Source organism: Amycolatopsis sp. NPDC051903 (genome assembly GCF_044452505.1).
In the GTDB taxonomy this organism is placed as follows: Bacteria; Actinomycetota; Actinomycetes; order Mycobacteriales; family Pseudonocardiaceae; genus Amycolatopsis.
Genome location: NZ_JBITBT010000001.1, coordinates 368,132 through 387,611, shown reverse-complemented (window position 1 = coordinate 387,611; position 19,480 = coordinate 368,132). Strand labels below are relative to the sequence as shown.

Genomic DNA, 19,480 nt, shown 5'->3' with positions numbered 1-19,480 from the left:
GGAGCGCAGGCGGCGGGCGGGGTCGAGGAGCAGCTCATCGAGGGCGCCGGCCTGGGCCCGGTGGCAGCCCGGCGGCGCGGGGAAGCTGCTGCGGAACGGGTGGAACCCGATGACCTCGCCCAGGGGTGCGCCTGCCATCCGAGTGGGAGCGAATCCGCAGGTCGAGAGTTTGATCACCTAAAATTGTCGGACCCTCGCCCTACCCTCACGACGACACTGGGAAAGGGATCACCGTGGAACTCACGTCACGCCTGCCGGAGGCCGACCGCACCCGCGTCGAGGCCCGGTTGGAGCAGAACCTGATGGCCTGGCTCACCACCGTCCGCCCGGACGGCCAGCCGGTCAGCGTGCCGGTGTGGTTCCTCGCGCGCGAGGACGGCACGTTGCTGCTGTACAGCCGGCCGGCCGGGCAGAAGCTGCGCAACATCGCGGCGAACCCGCGCGTCAGCCTGGGTCTGGACGTCACGGACATCGGCCGCAACGTCGTCCGCATCGAGGGCACCGCCCGCCTCGCGGCCGACGAACCACCGGCCGACCGCAACCCCGCGTACGTCGCGAAGTACTCCGAACGCATCGGCGCGCTGTTCGGCACACCGGAGGAGTTCGCGGCGCTGTTCTCCGTCGCCCTGGTGGTGACCCCGACGAAGCTGCGCGCCGCCTGATACGCGAAAGCCCCCGCGAGTGGATCGCGGGGGCTTTTCGGTGCGGGGACATGTCGATTCCGGCGACGGTCGCCCTGTGGTTCGCCGCCACGCCGAGACCAGCACCGACACGAAGATCGGAGTCGACGGCGTCCGCTTTGGACCGACCTGCACCACCTGGGCCCTGGCCGACAGCCATCGTTCCAAGTTGGTCGCCTCGTCGCAAGAAGGTGAGGCGTTCGACGTCGATGCCGGCATGCCGGCATCGATGCGCCGCGACCCGGTCGAGACGAAGCCGTGGTTCGAGTTCGCCGATATCAAGTGGGACGACTCGTCACCGAAGTACCGCGAGTCGCTGGCCGAATCGCTGATGACGATCACCGTGCCGTTGCTGCACGGGAGCTACTCCGGTGAGCGGGCGGTGCTGCGGAAGGCGCTGAAGATCGCCTTCAACAGGAACGTGCGGGAACGCGACCTGACAGCAGAAGTGCAGCACGCCATCAGCTTCGCGCGGCAAGCGAGCAGGAACGTCGGGGACCTCGCCGATCCGGAAGTGCTTCGCGCTGTGCTGCGTGCTCTGGAGCTCAAGCTCGACGGCGGGCGCGCGGCGACCAACACCGTCCGAATCAGGCGCACCAAGCTCGGGAATGCGATCACGTATGCCGTGGCGGAAAGGAAGCTGTTGACCTCGAACCCGCTTCACGCGGTGAAGGCGACGAAGCGCAAGTTCGTGCTGCACGAAGTCGATCCCCGCTCGGATCGAAGAGTCGTGGACCGACAGCGGGCAGGCGTCGAAGAGGGCCGCTGAAGCACCGCAACGAAGAAGAAGGGAGGAAAGTGCCGTGCACTCCTGAGCTGACAGCCATCCTGCATGACCACCTGTTTCGGTTCGGCACGGCGCGAGACGGCCGGCTGTTCCGCGGCGCCAGGGACGGCGGTCGAGTCGGCAGCACCGTCTACGGTCGTGTGGGCGCGCGCGGACTGAGGTGTTCACCGCTGAGGTGGCCGCCAGCCCGCTCGGCAAGCGCCCGTATGACCTCCGCCACGCCGCAGTGTCCACATGGCTCAACGGCGGCGTGGAGCCGACGCGCGTGGCGAAGTGGGCAGGGCACAGCCTTTCGGTGCTGCTGCGCGTCTACGCGAAGTGCCTCGACGGAGGCGAGCAGACAGCGCGGGACCGCGTGGCGAGGGCGCTGGGCGGCCTGTGAGCCCCGAATCCCGCGGGCGTGGTGCGGGCGCGTATGTGGGGCGGACAGCCGGAAACGGCCGCACACGCCCGCACACAGCCACACAACACAAGATCACCCCCATGACCTGTTGACGCTGGTCACGGGGGTGATTTGGCTGGTGTGGCAGGTGAGGGATTCGAACCCCCGAAGGCTGAGCCGTCTGATTTACAGACGAGAGGCCGCACTCCCTCTGACCTGCACCGGAGCAGTTTTTCGGCCTAGCTTGGGATGAAATAGGGCGCGTGGGCGGCTCAGAACCAGCCTGTTTCGCGGTTGAGTTCCGAGGTGGGTACCTCCTCCACGTAGCCGTTCGCGAACTCGACGGTGGCGAAGTCGCCGCCGAAGAGTCCGGATCGCGTGCCCGTTACGCGCCCTTCGGTACCGGCCGGAACGTGGGAGAACACCGCGCCGCCGACCGCGGACCGGCTGGTCACGCGGTCGCCGCGATCGAGTCGCACTGGCTGGTCTTCTGTCCACCATCGTGACCGAGGCCGACCGGTGGGCGGCTGGCCTGGCGGTTCCCGGTCGACCGTGTGCGTCCGGCCGGCATTCTCGTCCTCCGACGGTCGATAGAGCGCCGTGCTCTCGAATCCGACCGCGTAACTTGCTGGCGCTTCGCCCCTGGTGGTCGGATCGCCGGGCCGCCACGGCGTGAACTCCTGCCATGCGTCCCGGTCGTAGTCATCCGGCCCCCGGTCGTTGTAGCCGCCGGAGGTGCCCTCTGGTCGCCCCGCCATCCTCGAATCCCTCCCCAACCTGTGCGAACTCGTCTAATGTGCAACTTGGGCTTGTACTCGTGCAAGAGGGGAAACACGAAATGTTCCGTCGACCAACCGAATACGTCGTTGTCGAGCAAGTTCGACCACGCCGCCGCTGGATACTCCCACTGCTGTGTGCGCTGGCTGCGTTTGTCGTGGGTATGAGCGTCGGTTGGGGTTTTGGCCCTAGTGTCCTAGTCGCGCTCGGAACGGCAATCGTGGTGACGCTGCTCCGTCCGCGCCGGTTTTAGGAATGACCGCTATTTTTCCACCAAGCTCCGCCGATGGTTTCCTTTGCTGCCGGGCCAACATGCACAGTCTTGCTTGGTGAAAGGTTGGACAGGTCGCCTGTGGGTTTCAATCCGACGGCTCGAATGGCCTCGATTCGCTGTAGTGCAATTCGGCGGCCGTCGCTGCTGCGTTCCCTCCATGTTGCGCTCTTCGAGGTCTGCCGGTCATGTACGCGGTATAGCCAGGTCACGGCGCTTTCGTTGTAGCCATTGACCACTTCGGATAGTGCGGCAAACATGATGATGTCATCGTCAACCGGGGCACCGCCCCAGCCGCCGAAAGCACGGACCAGCTCGGTCCTCAGGTACAGCCCGGCGCAGTGGATCGGCCAGTTCCCCTCGTGGTCGATCGCCCAGGTATTGACCAAGCCAGCGGGCACCTCGCCGAATGCGATAGCCGATTCGTAGCCTCGCCGCTCGCCGTTAGACAGCAGGTCATCGGCCTGGCCGACCGCCCAGTGCACATCTGGCCGCTCGAAGTGCGGGAGCATCCGCAGCCATGCGTCGGGCAAGAGGACGTCATCATGGTCTAGCACCTGCACGACGTCGCCGGTAGCCCTGGTCAGCGCGAGATTACGAGTTGCTGCAATGCCGGTGTGCGCCCGGTTTGGCGCATATCGAACGTTCGGCAGGGCGGCCACCTTGCTTGAGAGTCCGGGCGATTCGCCGTCCTCCTGAATCAGCCATTCAAATTCCCACCCTTCTGGGAGATCCTGGCTCATTACACTTCGAATTGTTTCATCGAAGTATTCGGACAGCGGGGCGTATGCGGCAGTGATGATAGAAAGTCGCTTCGTCATTACTTGTCGTCCCATCGCTTAAGCGGTGTGCGGAAGGTCAGCATGGTTCGATCGGCGGGGTACTGAGCGTCGCTTACTTCGACAACTCGACCATTTGTGTCGATTGATATCCGGCGGACCAGCAGGAGCGGTGTTCCCTCGACTAGATTCCACTCCTCCATTTCCACGGTCGTCGGCATCGTGGAAGTCACGTGGTCCACTACTTCGTCAATCTCGATTCCGACTGTGTAGAGCTGATGCATGGTTCCGCCCGGCCATTTGGCTTCTTTGAGGTCGGCGATTTTCGGATTCGCGTCGATAACTTCTTTCAAGAGCCAAGACAGCGACTTGGCCTCAAGTGCGCCGGTCTTTCGGTCTCGGTGAATGTATTCGCGTCGCAGGAGGGTTGTGCCCTCCGGGACGCCGAATGCATCGGCCAGGTCGAGGTCTGCGGGTACGAGCGAGTAGTTGGGGATGAAGTCGTATCGGTCGATCGACTCGCCCATGTCATCCTCGGCCAGGCCGTGGCCAGCGCGGACGTCTTCCGGCTGCCGAACCATGTCCTTCTCCGCCTGGTGGCGGTCCGAGCTTCGCTCAACCCTCTTGGGCTTCGGCCGCACCTTCGGCGGGGTGCCGCGCTTCACCACAACAAGCCCCTGCTGCTTGAGCAGGGTGATTGCGTTGCGCGCCGACGTCTGCGATGCGTCGTACTCCTCCATGAGCTGGTGGAGCGGGGGCAGCGAGTCCCCTGCTCGGAGTTCGCCCAGCTCAATCTTGATCCGCAGGTCGTCGGCGATCCGAAGCGCGATCGTCTGCCGCGCGGGGGTCCGCTGTGTCTCCATGCCGCCGATCGTAGGCGTTTGAGGGTTTGTACACAAACCCCCTTGCGCTCCGCCCGCGCCGTCGGCTACGTTCATCCATGTCAGCAGGTTTGAGTACAAACTCTCAAACCGACAAACGCTCGAACTAGGAGGACGACATGGCCAAGCAGACGCTTCCGAAGGGCTTCAAGCTCGGCGGCGGCTCGGGCGTTGTGGGGAAGCTGTTCGGCTTCGCGCTGATCGCGTTCGTGCTGTTCATGGTCGTCACCGCACCGCTGGAGTCGGCGCACTTCGTGGGCCACGTGATCGGAAGCGTCACGACGTTCATCAAGTCGCTCTGAGTCCCCTGACCTGCTCTTTTTCGTTGATTGGAGATCCGATGAGGTCCGCTTTCACCAGCCGCCGCGCCGCCGAAGCCGCGTACGACGGCATGGACGAGAACTACGACGTTCTCGCTGCTCAGGAACGGTCTGCATTCGAGTTCGACCCGTTCGACCAGCTCGACGCTGCGGCCGAAGAGACCGAGCTGTTCCTGTCCGCGGCTGAGCTGGCCGCGATGCACGACTACCTGCACGACTTCCGCGACCAGCGCGGCGCAGGTCGCCGCCAGCGTCGTGCCAGCCGGTCCGTTCTCCGCGCCCTGCCGACCACTGCGCAGCCCGCAGCCGCGGAGATCGAGAGCGAGGCCGCGTGATGTGCGCCCGGCTGAACTTCCACCCCGACGCGGCGGCTCATCCCGCCAAGAACGCGCACGCCGCGCCGGGTCCCCACGTCCAGCCGCATGACCGTACGAGGGAGATTCAGATGGTAGAACCCGCTGACCGCGGCGCACAGCCGCCAGACGGCGGCGCGGCCGCCGTTCTGTTCACCGGCGACATCGCGACGGAGTTCGCGCAGCTGGCTGACACCTACGGTCCCGCGCTCCGCGAGATGGCCGGTCTTCTCGACCGCACCACCGCCCGGACCGGACTGGAGCGGATCGCGGACATGCTCGCCGATCCGGCCACCGCGCGAGACCTGACCTTCTTCGCCGCGACCGTGCACCTGGTCATCCTGCCGCGCTCGATCCCCGGATATCCGCTGTACCGGAAGGTGTTCGCTGCGTTCGCTGAACGGGCCGACGAGCTGTCGTTCCGCGCCCACTGCGCCGCGGTCGACAGCGGCCAGGTCAGTGCCGCGCTGCGCATCCTCGCTGTGCGTGCCCCGGCCGCCTATTCGGCCCTGGTCGACGCCCTTGCTGCGGACCCGTCGGTGGAGGTGACGGCGCGATGAACCCGCGCAACCGCCGCCAGGAAGTGACCCGCGTGTTCGACGGCCGCACCCACCACATCGCGCTCTGCCGCGGTTTCCGAGACGGGCTGCCGGTGTTCGGCTGGGGCGAAGCCCCCTCGACCCTGCTCACCCGCTCGCAGCTGCGCGACGCCGGGCTCCGGCCTAACGGCCAAGACCCCTTGGCGTTGTTGGTTTTCCGCCACCGCAAGCCCTATGCCCGCGAAACCGTCGCCGAACTGTTCTCGGTCGAGCTGGCCGCGCCGAAGCGGCAGGCCGCGCCGGGACAGATGGACCACGCGATGGAAGCCCGCCGCACCTGTGTCGACTGCACCCGGGTCCAGGGCTACTGCGTCCCGACCAGCACCCGCCAGTGCTGGGAGTGCTTCGACGACGAGCAGGCCGACCGAATCGAGGCCGCCGCATGAACCCGACCCCGGAAGACCCGTGGGAGCTGCACGACCACGTGACCCGCGAGAACGAACGCATCGCCCGCGAACGCCAGGAGGCGAACCGATGACCGACTACCTGAAGCTTGTGCCCGTCAACGTCACGCCTCGTGGAGCGGTCGTCGGTGTCGGCTGCGCGGTCGAGGTGGACGGCCTCACCGTCGAGGTGCCGCGTCCCTTCGTCATGATCGACGGCCGTCTTGCCGTAGGTCCGGTCATCGAAGCCGCGGACGGCAGCGTGAAGTTGCGGCTGGACCTGTGGAACCCGATGTGGCTCACCGCGCAAGGCTCGCGTGTTCTCCCGCTGAGCGTCCGGGGCCAGGGCCGCGCCGTTGCCGCTGCTCGCGCGTTCGACGCTGATCCCGAGATCGACTGGACATCGCCGGATGAGGACGTCCTCGCGTGGTGCCACCGCTGGGTTGCCCGGGGCACCGGGGGTGACCAGTCGTGAGCACGTTCGAGGTTCTGTCCCGGTTCGGGACGGCGGCGCTCATCCGGCACGCGGTCACCGTCCTGTTGTTCCTGGTCCTGCACCTGATCCGCATTCCGATCGTGCTGGTGGCGCGGGTTCTGGAGGGCGTGATGGGCGAACTCGACCGTTACGCCACCGCACAGGCCAGCCGCGAGCCGCGCGGGCCGATCAACCAGTTCTTTCCCCGCGAGAGCACGCAGGAGGCCCGGCATGCGTAGGCGCGTTGACCAGCGGATGTGGCTGACCTGGCAGGAGGCGTACTGCGAGGCCGTGGCGCACGACATGAGCGCGAATCTGCGCGGGGCGGTGCTGTTTCTCGGTGTGCTGATCACCCTGGTCGTCGCGTTCCCGACGACATGGGTGGTGCTGCCCGCCGGTGTCGCTGGCGCTGTCGTCGCCTGCCGGGCCGTGCGCTGGTCCCTTCTGCTTGCCGCGGCCCGTGCGGGCCGCCTGACCCCGCCCCGCTGACCGGAGGTGAACGTCATGACCGCTCGACACACCTGCACCCGCACCGACCAGGCGATCCAGTGGGTGGTGTGGCACTTCGCCGAACTGCTCGCCGTGGCCGCGCCACTCGTACTCGCCGCCCTGTTCACCGGCTGGCTCGCCCTCGGGTCCGTCCTGGCCGGAGGCGCGTGGGCCGGTCATGAGATCGCCGTTCGTCGCCGCGACCGCGCACCGGAAACCGGCGCACCGCAACAGATCACCAGCGACACCGACACCACTCCGTTCCCGGCGCTGACCGCCGCCACCCGCGAACTGAAGGAGGGCGCGTAATGAACAGCCCGACGGACGCGCGGCACGTGCCGCTCACGGACGCGGACAAGCTCGCGCAGGACGCCGCGACCGCGGCGCAGGTGCGGCGGCTGGCGAACCACCCGGACGTGGTCGCGCTGCGGGTGGAGAAGGTCCGCACCCAGGTGGACGCGGTGATCTGGCTGGGGATCTTCCTGGGCCTGGCGTTCACGATGGTCAACGTTCAGCAGTTCGCCGCCGCCGGTGCGCCGGTGTGGTCGCTGGGCTGGTTCGCGGGCTGGCTGCTGGACCCGATGGTGTCCCTCGTCCTGGTGGCGGTGTTGCGGGCTGAGCAGATCACCGCCCGCTACCAGGTGTCGACCGGGGTGTGGGCGCACCGGACGAAGTGGTTCGCGTTCCTGGCCACCTACGTCATGAACACCTGGGAGTCCTGGACCCGGTTCGACGTCGCCGGGGTGGCGCTGCACTCGGTGCCGCCGGTGCTGGTGTTCCTCGCCGCGGAAACCGCTCCGGTGCTGCGCGACAAGCTCACCGAAGCCGTCCTCGCTGCCGCCGGTCACGCCCATGCCGGCATTGCCGTTGCGGACGTCGACCAGCCCGCCCCGGTCGAGGCGACGACCCCGGTCGAGGCAGCGCCGGAGCCCGCCGACGCTGAGCCGGTCGAGGTGAAACCGGCCCAGCCGCGCAAGCCCGCCCGCAAGACGACCAAGGCCAAGCCTGCGGCCCGCAAGCTCCTGGCCGACTACGTGGCCGACGCCCGCGCCGCGTGGACGCCCGGAACCGAGATCACCCCGGCCTGGGTCCGCAGCGTCACCGACTGCGCCCGCGGCACCTCGTCCAACGTCGCCGCCGCCCTGGCCGCCGAACTCGCCGACACCGACACGGCCCCGGCCGACCCGGAGCCCACCGCCCTGAGGGAGGTCGCGTGATGTCCACCACCGCCGATCGCGAACACCACGGAGAGCAGCCCGTGAACACCCCCGTCGAACCATCCGTGAACACCCCGGCCGAGGCGTCCGCGAACGCGTCCGTGAACACCACCGCCGGTGAACTCGCGACCGTTCACCGCCTGCCCGCCCGCGAACACAACGGCCCCGTGCTCGAAGCCGACGAAGTGCTCTCGGCCGAAGAGTACGAACGGCGCAAGTCGCAGAAGGAACAGGCGCTCGCTCGGTGGGCTGGCTACCGCAATGACGCGGTAGTGGTCGTGCGCACCGCGAAGAAGGTCGCCAAGCACGACCGCACCAAGGCCGCGTTCCGCCATGTCGTCGCCTACCCGACTTCCGGCGTGAAAGTCGTGGTTCGCCGGTGGCGGGATGCGCACGGCGCGAACCGGTACGAACGCCAGATGCGCGCCGCCGAAGCCGCGGGCGACCAGGACGCGTTGCGGTACTGGCAGGAAGCCGACGTGGCGGAGAAGCAGCGCCGCCACGATCGGGTTCAGGACTGGATTTCCGCGCCCGGCAAGGTCATCAAGGCCACCGTCGTGGGGCTGCTCGGGCTGGCCGGTCTGCTGCTCGGGATCGGCATGATCCTGGCAGTCAAGAACGGCGACATCAGCGAAGTTCTCGCGCCGATCGGCGCGGTGCTCGACGCGATCGCATTCACGGTGTGGTTCCTGACCAGCTACGGCGTGTTCCTCCTGGTCGGGGGCACCGTGCTGGGGCTGGGCTACCTGTACCAGACCGGCCGCACCCACGGCGACACCCCGCAGTGGCTCGCCCCGAAGGTCGAGGGCGACGCGATGGACGAGCTGCCCGACGAGAACACCATCCTGAACGCGTTGAAGAACCTGAACATCCCGGGATTCAACCGCGCGGTCAAGGAAGGGTGGCGGATCAAGTTCATCACCCCGCCGCACAAGGACGGCAAGGGCTGGCGCGCGCAGGTCGCGCTGCCCCCGGCGTGCCCGGTGGAGGAGATCGTCAAGCGCAAGACCACCTTGGCGCACAACCTGGTCCGGTACCCGCGCGAGGTGTGGCCGACCGAACCGAAGCCGAGCATGTTGGACCTGTGGGTGGCCAAACCCGGTGCGTTGTCCGGGCCGGTGGACCCGTGGCCGCTGCTCGAAGACCTCGACAACGCGCAGGCCGACTACTTCGCCGGGGTCCCGGTCGGGGTGACGCTCAAGGGCGACGTGGTGAACGGGCGGCTGTTCGAGGCGAACTACGTGTTCGGCGGCATGATGGGCTCGGGCAAGTCCACTCTGGCGATCAACCTGGTGCTCGGCGCGATGCTCGACCCGCTGACCGTGATCGATGTCGTGGTCATGGCCGAGAATGCCGACTACGACCCGATGAAACCGCGGCTGAACTCGCTGACCACCGGTGCCGGTGAGGACACCGTGGACAAGTGCCTGAATCTGCTGTGCGAGCTGTACGACGACTTGACCGTGCGCGGGCAGGCCATCAAGGAGCACGCCGTTTCCCGCTCGGTCACCCGGGAACTGGCCGAAAAGGACAGTCGACTCCGTCCGCGCGTCGTGGTGATCGATGAGTGCCAGAACCTGTTTATGGGCAAGGACGGCAAGACCGCGATCGAGGTCGCGTCCAAGCTGATGTCCACCGCGCGGAAGTACGCGATCACCCTGATTTTCCTGACGCCGGAACCGTCCAAGGACGCGTTGCCGCGCAAGATCACGTCGGTGGCCAGCAACAAGGCGTGCTTCGCGATCGGCGACCAGATGGCCAATGACGCGGTGCTGGGCACCGGTTCCTACAAGGCAGGAATCTCCGCAGTCGGACTCGTGCCCAAGACCGACGAAGGCCCCGGCGACGTCGGCACCTGCATGGCCCGCGGCTTCACCGCGCAACCCGGTCTGCTGCGCAGCTTCTACAACGGCGAGAAGGACGCCGCCCGAGTCACCAAACGCGCCATGGAACTGGCGGAGCAGACCGCGCTGCCCGCCGCGACGACCGAAGTCCGCGCCGAACGAGTCGACCACCTCGCCGACATCGCGAAGGTCATCGGCACCGAAGCCCGGATGCGCACGCAGGAAGTCTTGCAGGGCCTCGCGAATCTCGACCGCGGCACCTACGGCGGCTGGACATTCAGCGACCTGCAGAAGGCGCTGCCCGACTCGGCCAAGCCCTACAAGTCCGGCGGGGTCAAGCAGATCAGCGCCGCCCGCGTCCGCGAAGCCATTGCGGAGCGTGACGACGAAGCCGAGTTCGACGCAGACGAGGACGAGGGAACCGACTAAGGGAGGCCGCGGAATCCGGGGAGTTCTCCCTCACCGCCTCCCCGGACCCGCCTCCCCCTGCTGACCAGCTACGACCCCGACCAGGGAGGCGAGGGACCCCCACTCGCCACCCGCCGATCACGCTCGAAAACCGTACCTGCGCACCCCGTCACGCGACTCCCTCCCCGGGACATCGCGCCAGCCGAGCCATGCCGAAAACAGGCACACACCGTAACCGACAGAAGGAGAGCTGCGATGGACGCTCACGAGCACGGCAACCACGAACTGGCCCACCTCACCGCGGACGTCGCCGCGTTCGCCTACGAAGAAGGCGCGTGGCACGTTCTGCTGATCCGTCGCCGCTGGGAGCCCTTCACGGGCTTGTGGGCGCTGCCCGGCGGTCACGTCGACGTCGAGGAAACCTTTCCCGAAGCCGGAATGCGGGAACTGGCCGAGGAAACCGGCGTCACCGCCGATGCCCTGTACCAGGTCGGGATCTACGACCACCCGGGACGCGATCCGCGCGGGCGCTACGTGAACGTCGCGTACGTCGCCGTTCTGCCGAGCGCGACGCCGCCGCGCGCCGGGGACGACGCCGCCACCGCCGAATGGGTCCCGCTCGACACCGCCCTGTCCGCGCGCCTCGCGTTCGACCACGCCGACATTCTCGCCGACGCTGCCGCCGTCCTGGTCGCCCTCATCTCGCGGGAGGCCAAGTGAGCGCCGAGATCTACCACTTCGTCGCGAAAACCTCGTGGTGGCACGGAACCTTCACCACCTACTGCGGAATCACCTGCCCTAGCAAGGGTTCTCGGTCCCCGTGGTTCCCCGCGACGAAGAAGAAGTGCCCAGCCTGCCTCGCCGTCTACGCCGCCAACGGAGGTAAGTGACCATGGACGCCAACGAAGTGCGCGTGTTCGACCTGTACTCGATCCTCGCCGTCACGCACGGCCTGCCCTCCACTCCCCAGCAGTATCGGGAAATCGTCGGATTCCTCATCGGACGCACCGCCCCGTCTGCCGGGATGACCGCGATCGCCTACGGCCAGCAGTGCAAGGCGTGGCTGTTCGAGCAACACCCGCAGCTGCGCACCGTGCCCGCCCGGCCGGACTTCGCCGAAGACGACGAAGCCGCCATGGACGCGTGGGCCGCGCAGCAAGCCAAGCGGCTGGGAGCCGACCGGCTGCCGGTGCGGCGCATCCCGGACGAGATCGCCCCCGGCGACCCGCTGACCGAGTTCGCCGACCGGACACCGGACCCGTGGAAGGTCTACAACGTCGATCCGGACGCACCCGACTGCGACCCCAATGCGGGGTGGTCCGAGTGACTACGCCTCACGGCGCGCACACTCTGGAGTGGGCGTTGTACCTCGCAGGTTCGGGCTGGCCGGTGTTCCCGCTTGTGCCCGGTCGCAAGCGGCCAGCAGTCCGAGAGTGGGAAGCGCGCGCCACCACCGACCCCGCCCGTATCCGCCGATGCTGGAGCGCGGACACCTGGAACGTAGCCGTCGCAACAGGTCCGGCGCGGCTCGTGGTCATCGACTTGGACCAGCCGAAGCCCGGCCAGTCCGGTGCGGACGGAGCCGCCGCGCTCGCTGAGCTTGCGGAGCGGCGAGGTGGTCCGATCCCGGCGACCTACACCGTCACCACGCCGTCCGGCGGGCGGCACCTCTACTACCGCGCCCCGGCAGGGACGCACCTCCGGAGCAGTGCAGGTCAGCTGGCTCCGCGTGTCGACGTTCGGGCGAACGGCGGGTACGTCGTGGGACCCGGGTCAACCGCCGCAGCGGGCGGTTGGGAGCTGGCGGATGAGACCGATCCCGTCGAGCTGCCGGGGTGGTTAGTCCAGGCGTGCGCCGAACGTGCGTCTACGGCCAGCTCAGCGCCGCGTGAGATCCGCGCTGCCGACCCCGATCGCTACGGGTCTGCTGCACTCGCGGGTGAGTGCGAACGCATCCGTACGGCCCCGCCAGAGCAGCACAACGCGGTGCTGTCGTCCGCGGCTTACACGATCGGCCGGAAGGTCGGTGCGGAGCTAGTCGACTACGACACCGCGCGCGCCGACCTGATAGCGGCGGCCGGACACATGATCTCCGCTCCCTGCGACTGCACGGCCCGTGAGGTCGAGCGCGTCGTTGACGCCGGTCTTGACGCCGGTTCCCGCAACCCTGTAGCCCGCCGAGGAAAGGCAGCCTAATGACCAATGTGGACAGCACCGTGTCCGCCATCGATGCGGCGATCGGTGCCCCCGGCGCTGCCGACGGTGGTGGCGCGTGCTGTCAGTGCGGTCGCCCGTTGGACGGATCGCCGTCGGACGACTTCTGCACCGAGGATTGCCAAGCGGCCTGGCGCGCGGCCAACGTGCCGGTCGCGCCGGGGCACGAGGTGCTGAACAACGTGCGGGACTTCGTGTTGCGGTTCAACGCGTTCCCGTCGGAGCACTGTGCACCGATGCTCGCGCTTTGGTACGCGCACACCCACGCCGTTGACCACTTCTACGTCACGCCGCGGCTGATCCTGTCGAGCGTGGAGCCGGGCAGCGGAAAGACCCGGGTGCTTGAGGTGGCTCAGCACCTCGTGAGGGCACCGGAGATGACCATCTCGGCCACCACGGCCGCACTGTTCCGCATGGTCAACGACGGGCCGATCACCATCCTGTTCGACGAGGTAGACACGATCTTCAACCCGAAGAGCGGCGGCAACAACGAAGATCTGCGCGGGCTGCTCAACGCGGGATACAAGCGGTCGGCCACCATCGCGCGCTGCGTCGGTGACGCTCGCGCCATGAAGGTCCAGCGGTTCCCGGTCTACGCGCCCGCTGCCCTTGCCGGCATTGCCGGGAACATGCCCGACACCATCACCACTCGTGCCATCACCATCCACATGCAACGCCGCCGCGAAGACGAGGAAGTCGAGGAATTTTGGGAGGAGGACGTAGAGGTCGAAGCCACCCCGCTTCGTGAGCAGTTGGCCGCCTGGATCGGCACCGTGACCGACAAAATCAGCCGTGGCCGACCGGAAATGCCGGATGGAGTGCGAGACAGGTCAGCCGAGATCTGGCGACCGTTGATCGCAATCGCGGATGCCGCCGGGGATCACTGGCCGGAGACCGCGCGGGCAGCGTGCTCCCACTTCGTAGCCGCCGCCAACGTGGACCGGAAGGGCGGCGGGCTGCGCATCCGGTTGCTCTCCGACTTGCGAGACCTGTTCACCAGCCGCGGCGTGACCGAGATGCCGACTGCGGAGATCATCGCTGCTCTATGCGATATCGAAGAGGCACCGTGGGGTGACCTCGACGGCCACGGCAAAACGCTCGACTCTCGCCGCCTGGCAAAGGAACTTGAGCCGTACGGCGTGAAGTCGAAGAACGTCCGCATGCCGGGCGGCAAGGTCCCGAAGGGCTACCGGATCGAAGGCGAAGGCGGCCTCGCGGACGCCTGGAGCCGCTACCTGCCCACATCCGCTACATCCGCTACAAGCGCTACATCGCAGGTCACGGGCGTAGCGGACGCTGGGCCTGTAGCGGATACGAGCGCTACACCCGCTACCGGCGAGCCGCCGCCCGCCGGACCGGTGTAGCGGATACGAGCGCTACACCCCACGTATCCGCTACGCCTCTGACCAGGCATGTAGCGCTTGTAGCGGATGTAGCGGACAAGTCCAGCCAGCCCCGTAGCGGTCGTCCGCTACGCCTAGCCAAGGAGATCCCCATGTTCGTCGCGCCCCGGATCACTGCCACCGCTGCGCGAGGAGTCGTAAGACAATGGCTGCCCTTCGTCAAAGCCTCACCGTCGACGCCGTTTGCGACGAGCTGAGCATTTCCCGCCGAACCTTCTACGAATGGCGCGCTAAAGGACGTGCGCCGAAATGCATCAAACTGCCGAACGGATCGCTTCGCGTTCGGCGGATGGACCTAGAGAACTGGCTTGACGGATGCGAGGAGGCGGCGGCCTGATGGAGACCACATACAAGGTAAAGGTCTGGTCGATCGAGACCCGCAAGGGAAAGCGGAGGACCACCTATCGCGTTCGATGGGTCGTCGCAGAAAAGCGATGTGATGACACGTTTGACACGTTCCCGCTGGCGAACAACTTCCGCTCAGCACTGCTGACGGCGGTGAGTAAGGGTGAAGCGTTCGACATCGAGACAGGCTGGCCGCTGTCGATGCTGAGGGCGCGCCGGAAGATGACATTCTTCGAATGTGCGTGCGCGTACGTGGACATGAAGTGGAAAGACGCTTCACCGAAATACCGCTCTTCGTTGGTGGAGTCGATGGTTTCCGCCACTATTCCGATGCTGAAAGGGAAGTACCAGGGGGAGGAGGTCGCGCTCCGGAAGGCCCTGAAAGTCGCGTACAACAAGAAGACGCGGGAACGTGAGCACTCACCGGAGATTCAACACGCTATCAGCTTCGTCCAGAAGGCGAGCCGTGACGTGGCTGAGCTGGGAAAGCCGGAGATCTTCCGGGGTGTCTTGGATGCTCTGGACCTCAAGTTGGATGGCGGGCAAGCCGCCCGCAACACGGTTCGTATTCGGCGCACGGCGCTGGGGGAGTTGATCGAATACGCACGGGTTGAGCTTAAGGCTATCTCGGCAAATCCGATGGATGGTGTAAAGCTGAAGAAGCAAAAGTTTGTGCTCGCAGAAGTCGACCCGAAGGCGGTCGTAAACCCGATCCAGGGTCGCATGTTGATCGACGCTGCACCTCCGCGGTTGAAGGCGTTTTTCGGTCTCATGTACTACGCCGCTCTCCGGCCGGAGGAAGCGGCAAATCTAGGGAAGGCCGACTTGGCGATTCCTGAGTCGGGCTGGGGTGATATCCACCTGCAAGGTGCCCGACCCGAAGTGAATGGGGTCTGGACCGATAGCGGCGAGGCGTCCGAAGTCGGCCCGCTCAAGCATCGTCCTGCCGGTCACGGGCGCTCAGTGCCATGCGTCCCCGCGCTCACGGAGCTGCTGCACAACCACGTGAACACCTTCGGCACCGCACCCGACGGGCGGCTGTTCCGCGGTGAGCGCGACGGCGGACGGATCGGCAGCACGGTCTACGGGCGAGCATGGGCAGCCTGCCGGAAGGCGGTATTCACCGCTGAGGTGCAGGCCGGACCGTTAGCCAAGAGGCCGTATGACCTGCGCCACGCCGCTGTCTCGACTTGGCTCGCGGCGGGCATCGAGCCGACCCGGGTCGCGAAGTGGGCAGGGCACAGTTTGGCGGTCCTGCTTCGCGTCTACGCGAAGTGCCTCGACGGGGGCGAGCAAACGGCCCGGGACCGCATGGGGGACGCGTTGGGCGACTCCTGAGCCCCGCAAAACTCGGGGGCGAATAGGGGGCGACCAGTCGCAGCGAGCCCGTGCGCAGCCGCATACAACTGCACAACACAAGATCACCCCCGTGACCGGTTCGTGCTGGTCACGGGGGTGATTTGGCTGGTGTGGCAGGTGAGGGATTCGAACCCCCGAAGGCTGAGCCGTCTGATTTACAGTCAGATCCCTTTGGCCGCTTGGGTAACCTGCCATGGCCGGGTGACCGGCCGCGTAGAAGGATACCCAACGGCCCGACCCGCGGATCAACCGGGTGGCAGGGGCTAGGCTGGTGGCCCCTGACGAGCGAGTACGAGGTGTGAGGACACGTGGCGGATCCCTCTTTCGACGTGGTGAGCAAGGTCGACCGCCAGGAGGTGGACAACGCCCTGAACCAGGCGAGCAAGGAGCTGGGCACCCGGTTCGACTTCCGGGGCACCGGCACGACCATCAGCTGGGCGGGCGAGGAAGCCCTCACCGTCGAGTCGGAGACCGAGGAGCGGGCGCTCGCCGCCGTGGAGGTCTTCAAGGAGAAGCTGATCAAGCGGAACATCTCGCTCAAGGCGTTCGAAGCCGGCGAGCCCGCGATCTCCGGCAAGACCTACAAGATCGGCGGCAAGATCCTCCAGGGCATCGCGTCCGACAAGGCGAAGCAGATCGCCAAGTTCATCCGCGACGAAGGCCCGAAGGGCGTCCAGGCCCAGATCCAGGGCGACCAGCTGCGGGTGTCGGGCAAGAAGAAGGACCAGCTGCAGGACGTGATCGCGTTGCTGAAGGGCAAGGACTTCGAGATCGCGTTGCAGTTCACCAACTACCGGTGACGCACGGTCGTTGACCTGCGGGTATCCGTTATCGGGTGCCCGTGGGTCCAACACTCGGCCAGGCCGCCGGGGAACCGGAGCACTGAGTGGACTCATCGGCCGGGTCCTGGACGGTGCCGTGCGGAGCGACCGGCTTCCGGGACGCCGGGTCAAGCCCGTTGCCCACCACCGACCGGAAGGCCTTCGCGGCGGTCAGCCACGACGCGGCCCGGCGGCTCGGCGCCACGGTGGAGCAGATCACCGCACCCGAGCTGTACAGCACGTTCCACACGGCGACGCTCACCCGTCGAGGACAGCGGCGGTTCGCGATCCTGTGCCACCGGCACGTCCCCGTGATCGCCCTCGCCGAGCCCCTCACGGGCTGGGGTCCGGTCACCGTCATCGAGGACCCGGTCAGCCAAGCCGCGCTCGCGACTCAGACGTCGTTCCGGCTCCTCACCGCCGACGAGCTCAGCACCCCGCTGAACCGCGCCGACCTGTCCGCTCTGGCCAAGGCCGAACTACGCCAGATCGCGCACTGGAAACCACGCACCGTCAGCGAACTGCTGTTCAACCACTGGGACTGAGCACCGTCGGAGTTGAACCGTCCACAGGGGACGGTGGTTGTGCGGTCCACTTTGGCGAACGCGGGTCACTGCGGAGTGAGCGTCCACTGGCCGTCCCCCGCCTCCACCTGTATGTACGTCGGGCCGGGGACCGGGAACGAACCGGTGTAGGCGCCGATCTGGTTCACCACCAGGGCCATCGTGGCGCCGCCCTGGACCCAGACGGCGGTGTTGCCGCGGTTCTTCGCGGTGAAGGACGCGAGCGAGACGTCCGGCGGGATGGCCACGACGGCGTCGCCCTTGCCCGCGTACGGTTTGCCGGCCGGGGCGGTCGGGAGGGAGCGGTGGTCGGCGATCGTGGCGGTCCACGCGGAGTCCGCGGAGATGCTGAGGGTGTGGGAGGGCTTGGCGGCTTCGCGGACGTTGAACCAGACCGTGCCGTGGTAGGCACCGATGGCGTTGACGAGCAGGCCTTCGTCGCCGTCGGTGTGGACGACGACGTTGGAGTCGCAGCGGGGGCAGTCGAAGGTCAGGAAGCCGCGGACGTCGCCGGGCCAGGTGAGGGTGACGGTGCCGTTGCCCTTGCCGGAGTGGGTTTCCGTCGGGGCTTCCAGCCGGCGGGGCGGCGGAGCCGGTGACGACGACGGGGACGAGTGGACCTCCGGCGACCCCAGGAGCACGCCGCGCCCGGAGGGCTGCACGCTGCACGAGGCCGTGACCAGCGCGATCAGCACCAGAGCGGCAACACGCCCGGAGATGCGCGTCATTTCCCATTCCCCCTCGTGAGCCACCGCGTGGCCCTCCGCTGATCTTTCGTCACCCTTTGACGATCCGTTACCTCCCCCTGACACCCGATCGGACAGCCCAAACCCCACGACCGGGTGGATTCTGCGCGCTGACCTGCGGAAGTGCCGCAAAACGGCCCGGGGCGGGGCCGGTTGCGTGGTGTAATCGCGCGGCCACCCGTGAGAGAGGTTCAGGATGCGCCGTTGGACACCAGTGATCGCCCTCCTCACCTCGCTGGTGGTGATCGCCGCCGGGCTCACGCCCGCGTCCGCCGTGGTCGACAAGCAGCAGCTGGTGCCGGGGTACGGCTCGTACGCGCGGCTGATCCGGCTGCAGTACTCGCCGTTCGGGCGCGGCCACATCCTGGCGTCGCTCACGAGTGAGGACGCCGGCGGCAAGTTCACGCCCATCATGGAGAGCACCGACGAAGGCGCGTCGTTCCACGAGATCGGCGAGATCCGCGACCCCGACGCCAAACTCGGCGAGTGCTGCGGCACCCTCTACGAGCTGCCGCAACGCGTCGGGCGGCTGCGCGCGGGCACCGTGCTGTGGGCGGCGAGCTACCGGCAGGACGCGGGCGCGCAGCGGCGCATCGGGATCAAGGTCTGGGCCAGCATCGACGGCGGGAAGCACTGGTCGTTCCTGGCGGAGGCCGCGCGGTCGCACAACCACGACGGCATCTGGGAACCGGAGTTCACCGTCGACGCCGGCGGCACGCTCTGGCTCCACTACGCCGACGAGACCCAGGCCCCGAAGTACGCGCAGGTGCTCAACCGCGTCGCCACGACCGACGGCGTCCACTGGGGCACGAAGCAGCTCACGATGGCCATCCCGCCGGACCGCGTCCGCCCGGGCATGCCGATCATCCGCCGGCTGCCCGACGGGCGGTACTGGTTCAGCTACGAGATCTGCAACTACGGCGACCGCTACTGCGACCCGTACTACAAGATCTCGGCCGACGGCGCGAACTGGGGCGATCCCGCCGACCCGGGCACGCGCGTGATGACCGCGAACGGCGACTACTTCCAGCACGCGCAGACCGTCACGCTCTTCCCCGGCGGGCCCCACGGCGTGCGGCTGGTGATGGTCGGGCAGATCTTCACCAACGCGAAGGGCGTGCCGCAGCCGGGCAACGGCCAGGTGCTGCTCGCGAACGACAACCTCGGCCAGGGCAACTGGTACCCGCTGCCGGCGCCGATCGCCATCAGCGGCATCTACAACAACTTCTGCCCCAACTACTCGTCGACGCTGCTGCCCGTCGACGGCGGCAAGAGCGTGCTGGAGATCGCGACCGAGTACAACCTCGGCTGCAAGGCCTACTTCGGCAAGGGCCCGATGGGCTGAGACACTCACTCGGTCCGGTGACCATCGCGAGTGAGGAGT

General features: G+C 67.3%; 26 protein-coding genes and 1 tRNA gene. 22 read left to right on the top strand and 5 right to left on the bottom strand.

Annotated features, from left to right (window positions below):
- Positions 1-233: 233 nt before the first annotated feature.
- The 3 genes from ACIA77_RS01975 (at position 234) to ACIA77_RS01965 (ending at position 1,849) form a co-directional block, all read left to right on the top strand.
- The gene (locus ACIA77_RS01975; protein WP_395883881.1) at positions 234-662 is read left to right on the top strand and encodes a TIGR03667 family PPOX class F420-dependent oxidoreductase; all 429 of its coding nucleotides are present in this window, start codon (positions 234-236) and stop codon (positions 660-662) included.
- A 76-nt stretch (positions 663-738) separates the two neighbouring features.
- Positions 739-1,449: a hypothetical protein gene (locus ACIA77_RS01970; protein ID WP_395883880.1), complete on the top strand. Its 711-nt coding sequence runs from the start codon at positions 739-741 to the stop codon at positions 1,447-1,449.
- Positions 1,450-1,627: 178 nt separating this feature from the next.
- Positions 1,628-1,849 carry a hypothetical protein gene (locus ACIA77_RS01965; RefSeq protein WP_395883879.1) on the top strand — a complete coding sequence of 74 codons (222 nt, stop codon included), beginning with the start codon at positions 1,628-1,630 and terminating at the stop codon, positions 1,847-1,849.
- A 272-nt stretch (positions 1,850-2,121) separates the two neighbouring features.
- Here the strand turns inward: ACIA77_RS01965 and ACIA77_RS01960 are convergent, their stop codons facing one another.
- The 3 genes from ACIA77_RS01960 to ACIA77_RS01950 all read right to left on the bottom strand — a co-directional run bounded on the left by ACIA77_RS01960 (position 2,122) and on the right by ACIA77_RS01950 (position 4,539).
- Positions 2,122-2,607 carry a hypothetical protein gene (locus ACIA77_RS01960; RefSeq protein WP_395883878.1) on the bottom strand — a complete coding sequence of 162 codons (486 nt, stop codon included), beginning with the start codon at positions 2,605-2,607 and terminating at the stop codon, positions 2,122-2,124.
- A 268-nt stretch (positions 2,608-2,875) separates the two neighbouring features.
- Positions 2,876-3,718 (bottom strand): glycosyltransferase family A protein, encoded by an 843-nt coding sequence (locus ACIA77_RS01955; RefSeq protein WP_238603419.1) that lies wholly within the window; start codon positions 3,716-3,718, stop codon positions 2,876-2,878.
- Positions 3,718-4,539 (bottom strand): GntR family transcriptional regulator, encoded by an 822-nt coding sequence (locus tag ACIA77_RS01950; RefSeq protein WP_395883877.1) that lies wholly within the window; start codon positions 4,537-4,539, stop codon positions 3,718-3,720. Before ACIA77_RS01950 ends, ACIA77_RS01955 begins: the two co-directional genes overlap by 1 nt.
- A 137-nt stretch (positions 4,540-4,676) precedes the next feature.
- Between ACIA77_RS01950 and ACIA77_RS01945 the strand changes: the two genes are divergently transcribed.
- The 16 genes from ACIA77_RS01945 to xerC all read left to right on the top strand — a co-directional run bounded on the left by ACIA77_RS01945 (position 4,677) and on the right by xerC (position 15,945).
- Positions 4,677-4,859, top strand: a complete 183-nt coding sequence (locus ACIA77_RS01945) for a hypothetical protein (protein ID WP_395883876.1) — start codon at positions 4,677-4,679, stop codon at positions 4,857-4,859.
- Positions 4,860-4,897: 38 nt separating this feature from the next.
- Complete coding sequence (locus tag ACIA77_RS01940; RefSeq protein WP_395883875.1) at positions 4,898-5,212, top strand: hypothetical protein; 315 nt, start codon at positions 4,898-4,900, stop codon at positions 5,210-5,212.
- On the top strand, positions 5,212-5,790 hold the full coding sequence (locus tag ACIA77_RS01935; protein WP_395883874.1) for a hypothetical protein: 579 nt from the start codon (positions 5,212-5,214) through the stop codon (positions 5,788-5,790). The genes ACIA77_RS01940 and ACIA77_RS01935 overlap by 1 nt, the downstream gene beginning before the upstream one ends.
- Positions 5,787-6,215 (top strand): RRQRL motif-containing zinc-binding protein, encoded by a 429-nt coding sequence (locus tag ACIA77_RS01930; RefSeq protein ID WP_395883873.1) that lies wholly within the window; start codon positions 5,787-5,789, stop codon positions 6,213-6,215. The genes ACIA77_RS01935 and ACIA77_RS01930 overlap by 4 nt, the downstream gene beginning before the upstream one ends.
- An 88-nt stretch (positions 6,216-6,303) precedes the next feature.
- A complete protein-coding gene (locus ACIA77_RS01925) occupies positions 6,304-6,687 on the top strand; it encodes a hypothetical protein (RefSeq protein ID WP_395883872.1) in 384 nt (127 codons plus the stop codon).
- On the top strand, positions 6,684-6,926 hold the full coding sequence (locus ACIA77_RS01920) for a hypothetical protein (protein ID WP_395883871.1): 243 nt from the start codon (positions 6,684-6,686) through the stop codon (positions 6,924-6,926). Before ACIA77_RS01925 ends, ACIA77_RS01920 begins: the two co-directional genes overlap by 4 nt.
- Complete coding sequence (locus ACIA77_RS01915; protein WP_395883870.1) at positions 6,919-7,176, top strand: hypothetical protein; 258 nt, start codon at positions 6,919-6,921, stop codon at positions 7,174-7,176. Before ACIA77_RS01920 ends, ACIA77_RS01915 begins: the two co-directional genes overlap by 8 nt.
- 15 nt (positions 7,177-7,191) lie before the next feature.
- Entirely contained in the window at positions 7,192-7,485 is a 294-nt protein-coding gene (locus ACIA77_RS01910; protein WP_395883869.1) for a hypothetical protein, read from the top strand.
- A complete protein-coding gene (locus ACIA77_RS01905) occupies positions 7,485-8,393 on the top strand; it encodes a hypothetical protein (protein ID WP_395883868.1) in 909 nt (302 codons plus the stop codon). Before ACIA77_RS01910 ends, ACIA77_RS01905 begins: the two co-directional genes overlap by 1 nt.
- The gene (locus ACIA77_RS01900) at positions 8,393-10,666 is read left to right on the top strand and encodes a hypothetical protein (RefSeq protein WP_395883866.1); all 2,274 of its coding nucleotides are present in this window, start codon (positions 8,393-8,395) and stop codon (positions 10,664-10,666) included. Before ACIA77_RS01905 ends, ACIA77_RS01900 begins: the two co-directional genes overlap by 1 nt.
- A gap of 234 nt (positions 10,667-10,900) precedes the next feature.
- Positions 10,901-11,365 carry an NUDIX domain-containing protein gene (locus ACIA77_RS01895; protein WP_395883865.1) on the top strand — a complete coding sequence of 155 codons (465 nt, stop codon included), beginning with the start codon at positions 10,901-10,903 and terminating at the stop codon, positions 11,363-11,365.
- 172 nt (positions 11,366-11,537) lie between these two features.
- Positions 11,538-11,972, top strand: coding sequence for a hypothetical protein (locus ACIA77_RS01890; protein ID WP_395883864.1), 435 nt, complete (start codon positions 11,538-11,540; stop codon positions 11,970-11,972).
- A complete protein-coding gene (locus ACIA77_RS01885; protein WP_395883863.1) occupies positions 11,906-12,841 on the top strand; it encodes a bifunctional DNA primase/polymerase in 936 nt (311 codons plus the stop codon). Before ACIA77_RS01890 ends, ACIA77_RS01885 begins: the two co-directional genes overlap by 67 nt.
- Positions 12,841-14,223, top strand: a complete 1,383-nt coding sequence (locus tag ACIA77_RS01880) for a DUF3631 domain-containing protein (RefSeq protein WP_395883862.1) — start codon at positions 12,841-12,843, stop codon at positions 14,221-14,223. Before ACIA77_RS01885 ends, ACIA77_RS01880 begins: the two co-directional genes overlap by 1 nt.
- Before the next feature lie 184 nt (positions 14,224-14,407).
- The gene (locus tag ACIA77_RS01875; protein ID WP_081655068.1) at positions 14,408-14,599 is read left to right on the top strand and encodes an AlpA family transcriptional regulator; all 192 of its coding nucleotides are present in this window, start codon (positions 14,408-14,410) and stop codon (positions 14,597-14,599) included.
- Positions 14,599-15,945 (top strand): tyrosine recombinase XerC, encoded by a 1,347-nt coding sequence (xerC, locus tag ACIA77_RS01870; protein ID WP_395883861.1) that lies wholly within the window; start codon positions 14,599-14,601, stop codon positions 15,943-15,945. The genes ACIA77_RS01875 and xerC overlap by 1 nt, the downstream gene beginning before the upstream one ends.
- A gap of 132 nt (positions 15,946-16,077) precedes the next feature.
- Here the strand turns inward: xerC and ACIA77_RS01865 are convergent.
- A tRNA-Tyr gene (locus ACIA77_RS01865) sits at positions 16,078-16,159 on the bottom strand.
- Positions 16,160-16,274: 115 nt separating this feature from the next.
- On the opposite strand from ACIA77_RS01865, the gene ACIA77_RS01860 reads away from it, so the two are divergent.
- The gene (locus ACIA77_RS01860; protein ID WP_395883860.1) at positions 16,275-16,766 is read left to right on the top strand and encodes a YajQ family cyclic di-GMP-binding protein; all 492 of its coding nucleotides are present in this window, start codon (positions 16,275-16,277) and stop codon (positions 16,764-16,766) included.
- Between the two features lie 158 nt (positions 16,767-16,924).
- Positions 16,925-17,332: a hypothetical protein gene (locus ACIA77_RS01855; protein ID WP_395883859.1), complete on the top strand. Its 408-nt coding sequence runs from the start codon at positions 16,925-16,927 to the stop codon at positions 17,330-17,332.
- Between the two features lie 65 nt (positions 17,333-17,397).
- Here ACIA77_RS01855 and ACIA77_RS01850 read toward each other — a convergent pair whose 3' ends face one another.
- Positions 17,398-18,078 (bottom strand): hypothetical protein, encoded by a 681-nt coding sequence (locus ACIA77_RS01850; protein ID WP_395883858.1) that lies wholly within the window; start codon positions 18,076-18,078, stop codon positions 17,398-17,400.
- 214 nt (positions 18,079-18,292) lie between these two features.
- Here ACIA77_RS01850 and ACIA77_RS01845 point away from each other — a divergent pair, with 214 nt between their 5' ends.
- Positions 18,293-19,441, top strand: a complete 1,149-nt coding sequence (locus tag ACIA77_RS01845; protein ID WP_395883857.1) for an exo-alpha-sialidase — start codon at positions 18,293-18,295, stop codon at positions 19,439-19,441.
- Positions 19,442-19,480: the final 39 nt, after the last annotated feature.

Coding starts and splice junctions, on each gene's coding strand:
- ACIA77_RS01960 (WP_395883878.1), bottom strand. CDS start 2,607: ATGGCGGGGCGACCAGAGGGCACCTCCGGCGGCTACAACGACCGGGGG.
- ACIA77_RS01955 (WP_238603419.1), bottom strand. CDS start 3,718: ATGACGAAGCGACTTTCTATCATCACTGCCGCATACGCCCCGCTGTCC.
- ACIA77_RS01950 (WP_395883877.1), bottom strand. CDS start 4,539: ATGGAGACACAGCGGACCCCCGCGCGGCAGACGATCGCGCTTCGGATC.
- ACIA77_RS01945 (WP_395883876.1), top strand. CDS start 4,677: ATGGCCAAGCAGACGCTTCCGAAGGGCTTCAAGCTCGGCGGCGGCTCG.
- ACIA77_RS01940 (WP_395883875.1), top strand. CDS start 4,898: ATGAGGTCCGCTTTCACCAGCCGCCGCGCCGCCGAAGCCGCGTACGAC.
- ACIA77_RS01935 (WP_395883874.1), top strand. CDS start 5,212: ATGTGCGCCCGGCTGAACTTCCACCCCGACGCGGCGGCTCATCCCGCC.
- ACIA77_RS01930 (WP_395883873.1), top strand. CDS start 5,787: ATGAACCCGCGCAACCGCCGCCAGGAAGTGACCCGCGTGTTCGACGGC.
- ACIA77_RS01925 (WP_395883872.1), top strand. CDS start 6,304: ATGACCGACTACCTGAAGCTTGTGCCCGTCAACGTCACGCCTCGTGGA.
- ACIA77_RS01915 (WP_395883870.1), top strand. CDS start 6,919: ATGCGTAGGCGCGTTGACCAGCGGATGTGGCTGACCTGGCAGGAGGCG.
- ACIA77_RS01910 (WP_395883869.1), top strand. CDS start 7,192: ATGACCGCTCGACACACCTGCACCCGCACCGACCAGGCGATCCAGTGG.
- ACIA77_RS01905 (WP_395883868.1), top strand. CDS start 7,485: ATGAACAGCCCGACGGACGCGCGGCACGTGCCGCTCACGGACGCGGAC.
- ACIA77_RS01900 (WP_395883866.1), top strand. CDS start 8,393: ATGTCCACCACCGCCGATCGCGAACACCACGGAGAGCAGCCCGTGAAC.
- ACIA77_RS01895 (WP_395883865.1), top strand. CDS start 10,901: ATGGACGCTCACGAGCACGGCAACCACGAACTGGCCCACCTCACCGCG.
- ACIA77_RS01890 (WP_395883864.1), top strand. CDS start 11,538: ATGGACGCCAACGAAGTGCGCGTGTTCGACCTGTACTCGATCCTCGCC.
- ACIA77_RS01880 (WP_395883862.1), top strand. CDS start 12,841: ATGACCAATGTGGACAGCACCGTGTCCGCCATCGATGCGGCGATCGGT.
- ACIA77_RS01875 (WP_081655068.1), top strand. CDS start 14,408: ATGGCTGCCCTTCGTCAAAGCCTCACCGTCGACGCCGTTTGCGACGAG.
- xerC (WP_395883861.1), top strand. CDS start 14,599: ATGGAGACCACATACAAGGTAAAGGTCTGGTCGATCGAGACCCGCAAG.
- ACIA77_RS01850 (WP_395883858.1), bottom strand. CDS start 18,078: ATGACGCGCATCTCCGGGCGTGTTGCCGCTCTGGTGCTGATCGCGCTG.
- ACIA77_RS01845 (WP_395883857.1), top strand. CDS start 18,293: ATGCGCCGTTGGACACCAGTGATCGCCCTCCTCACCTCGCTGGTGGTG.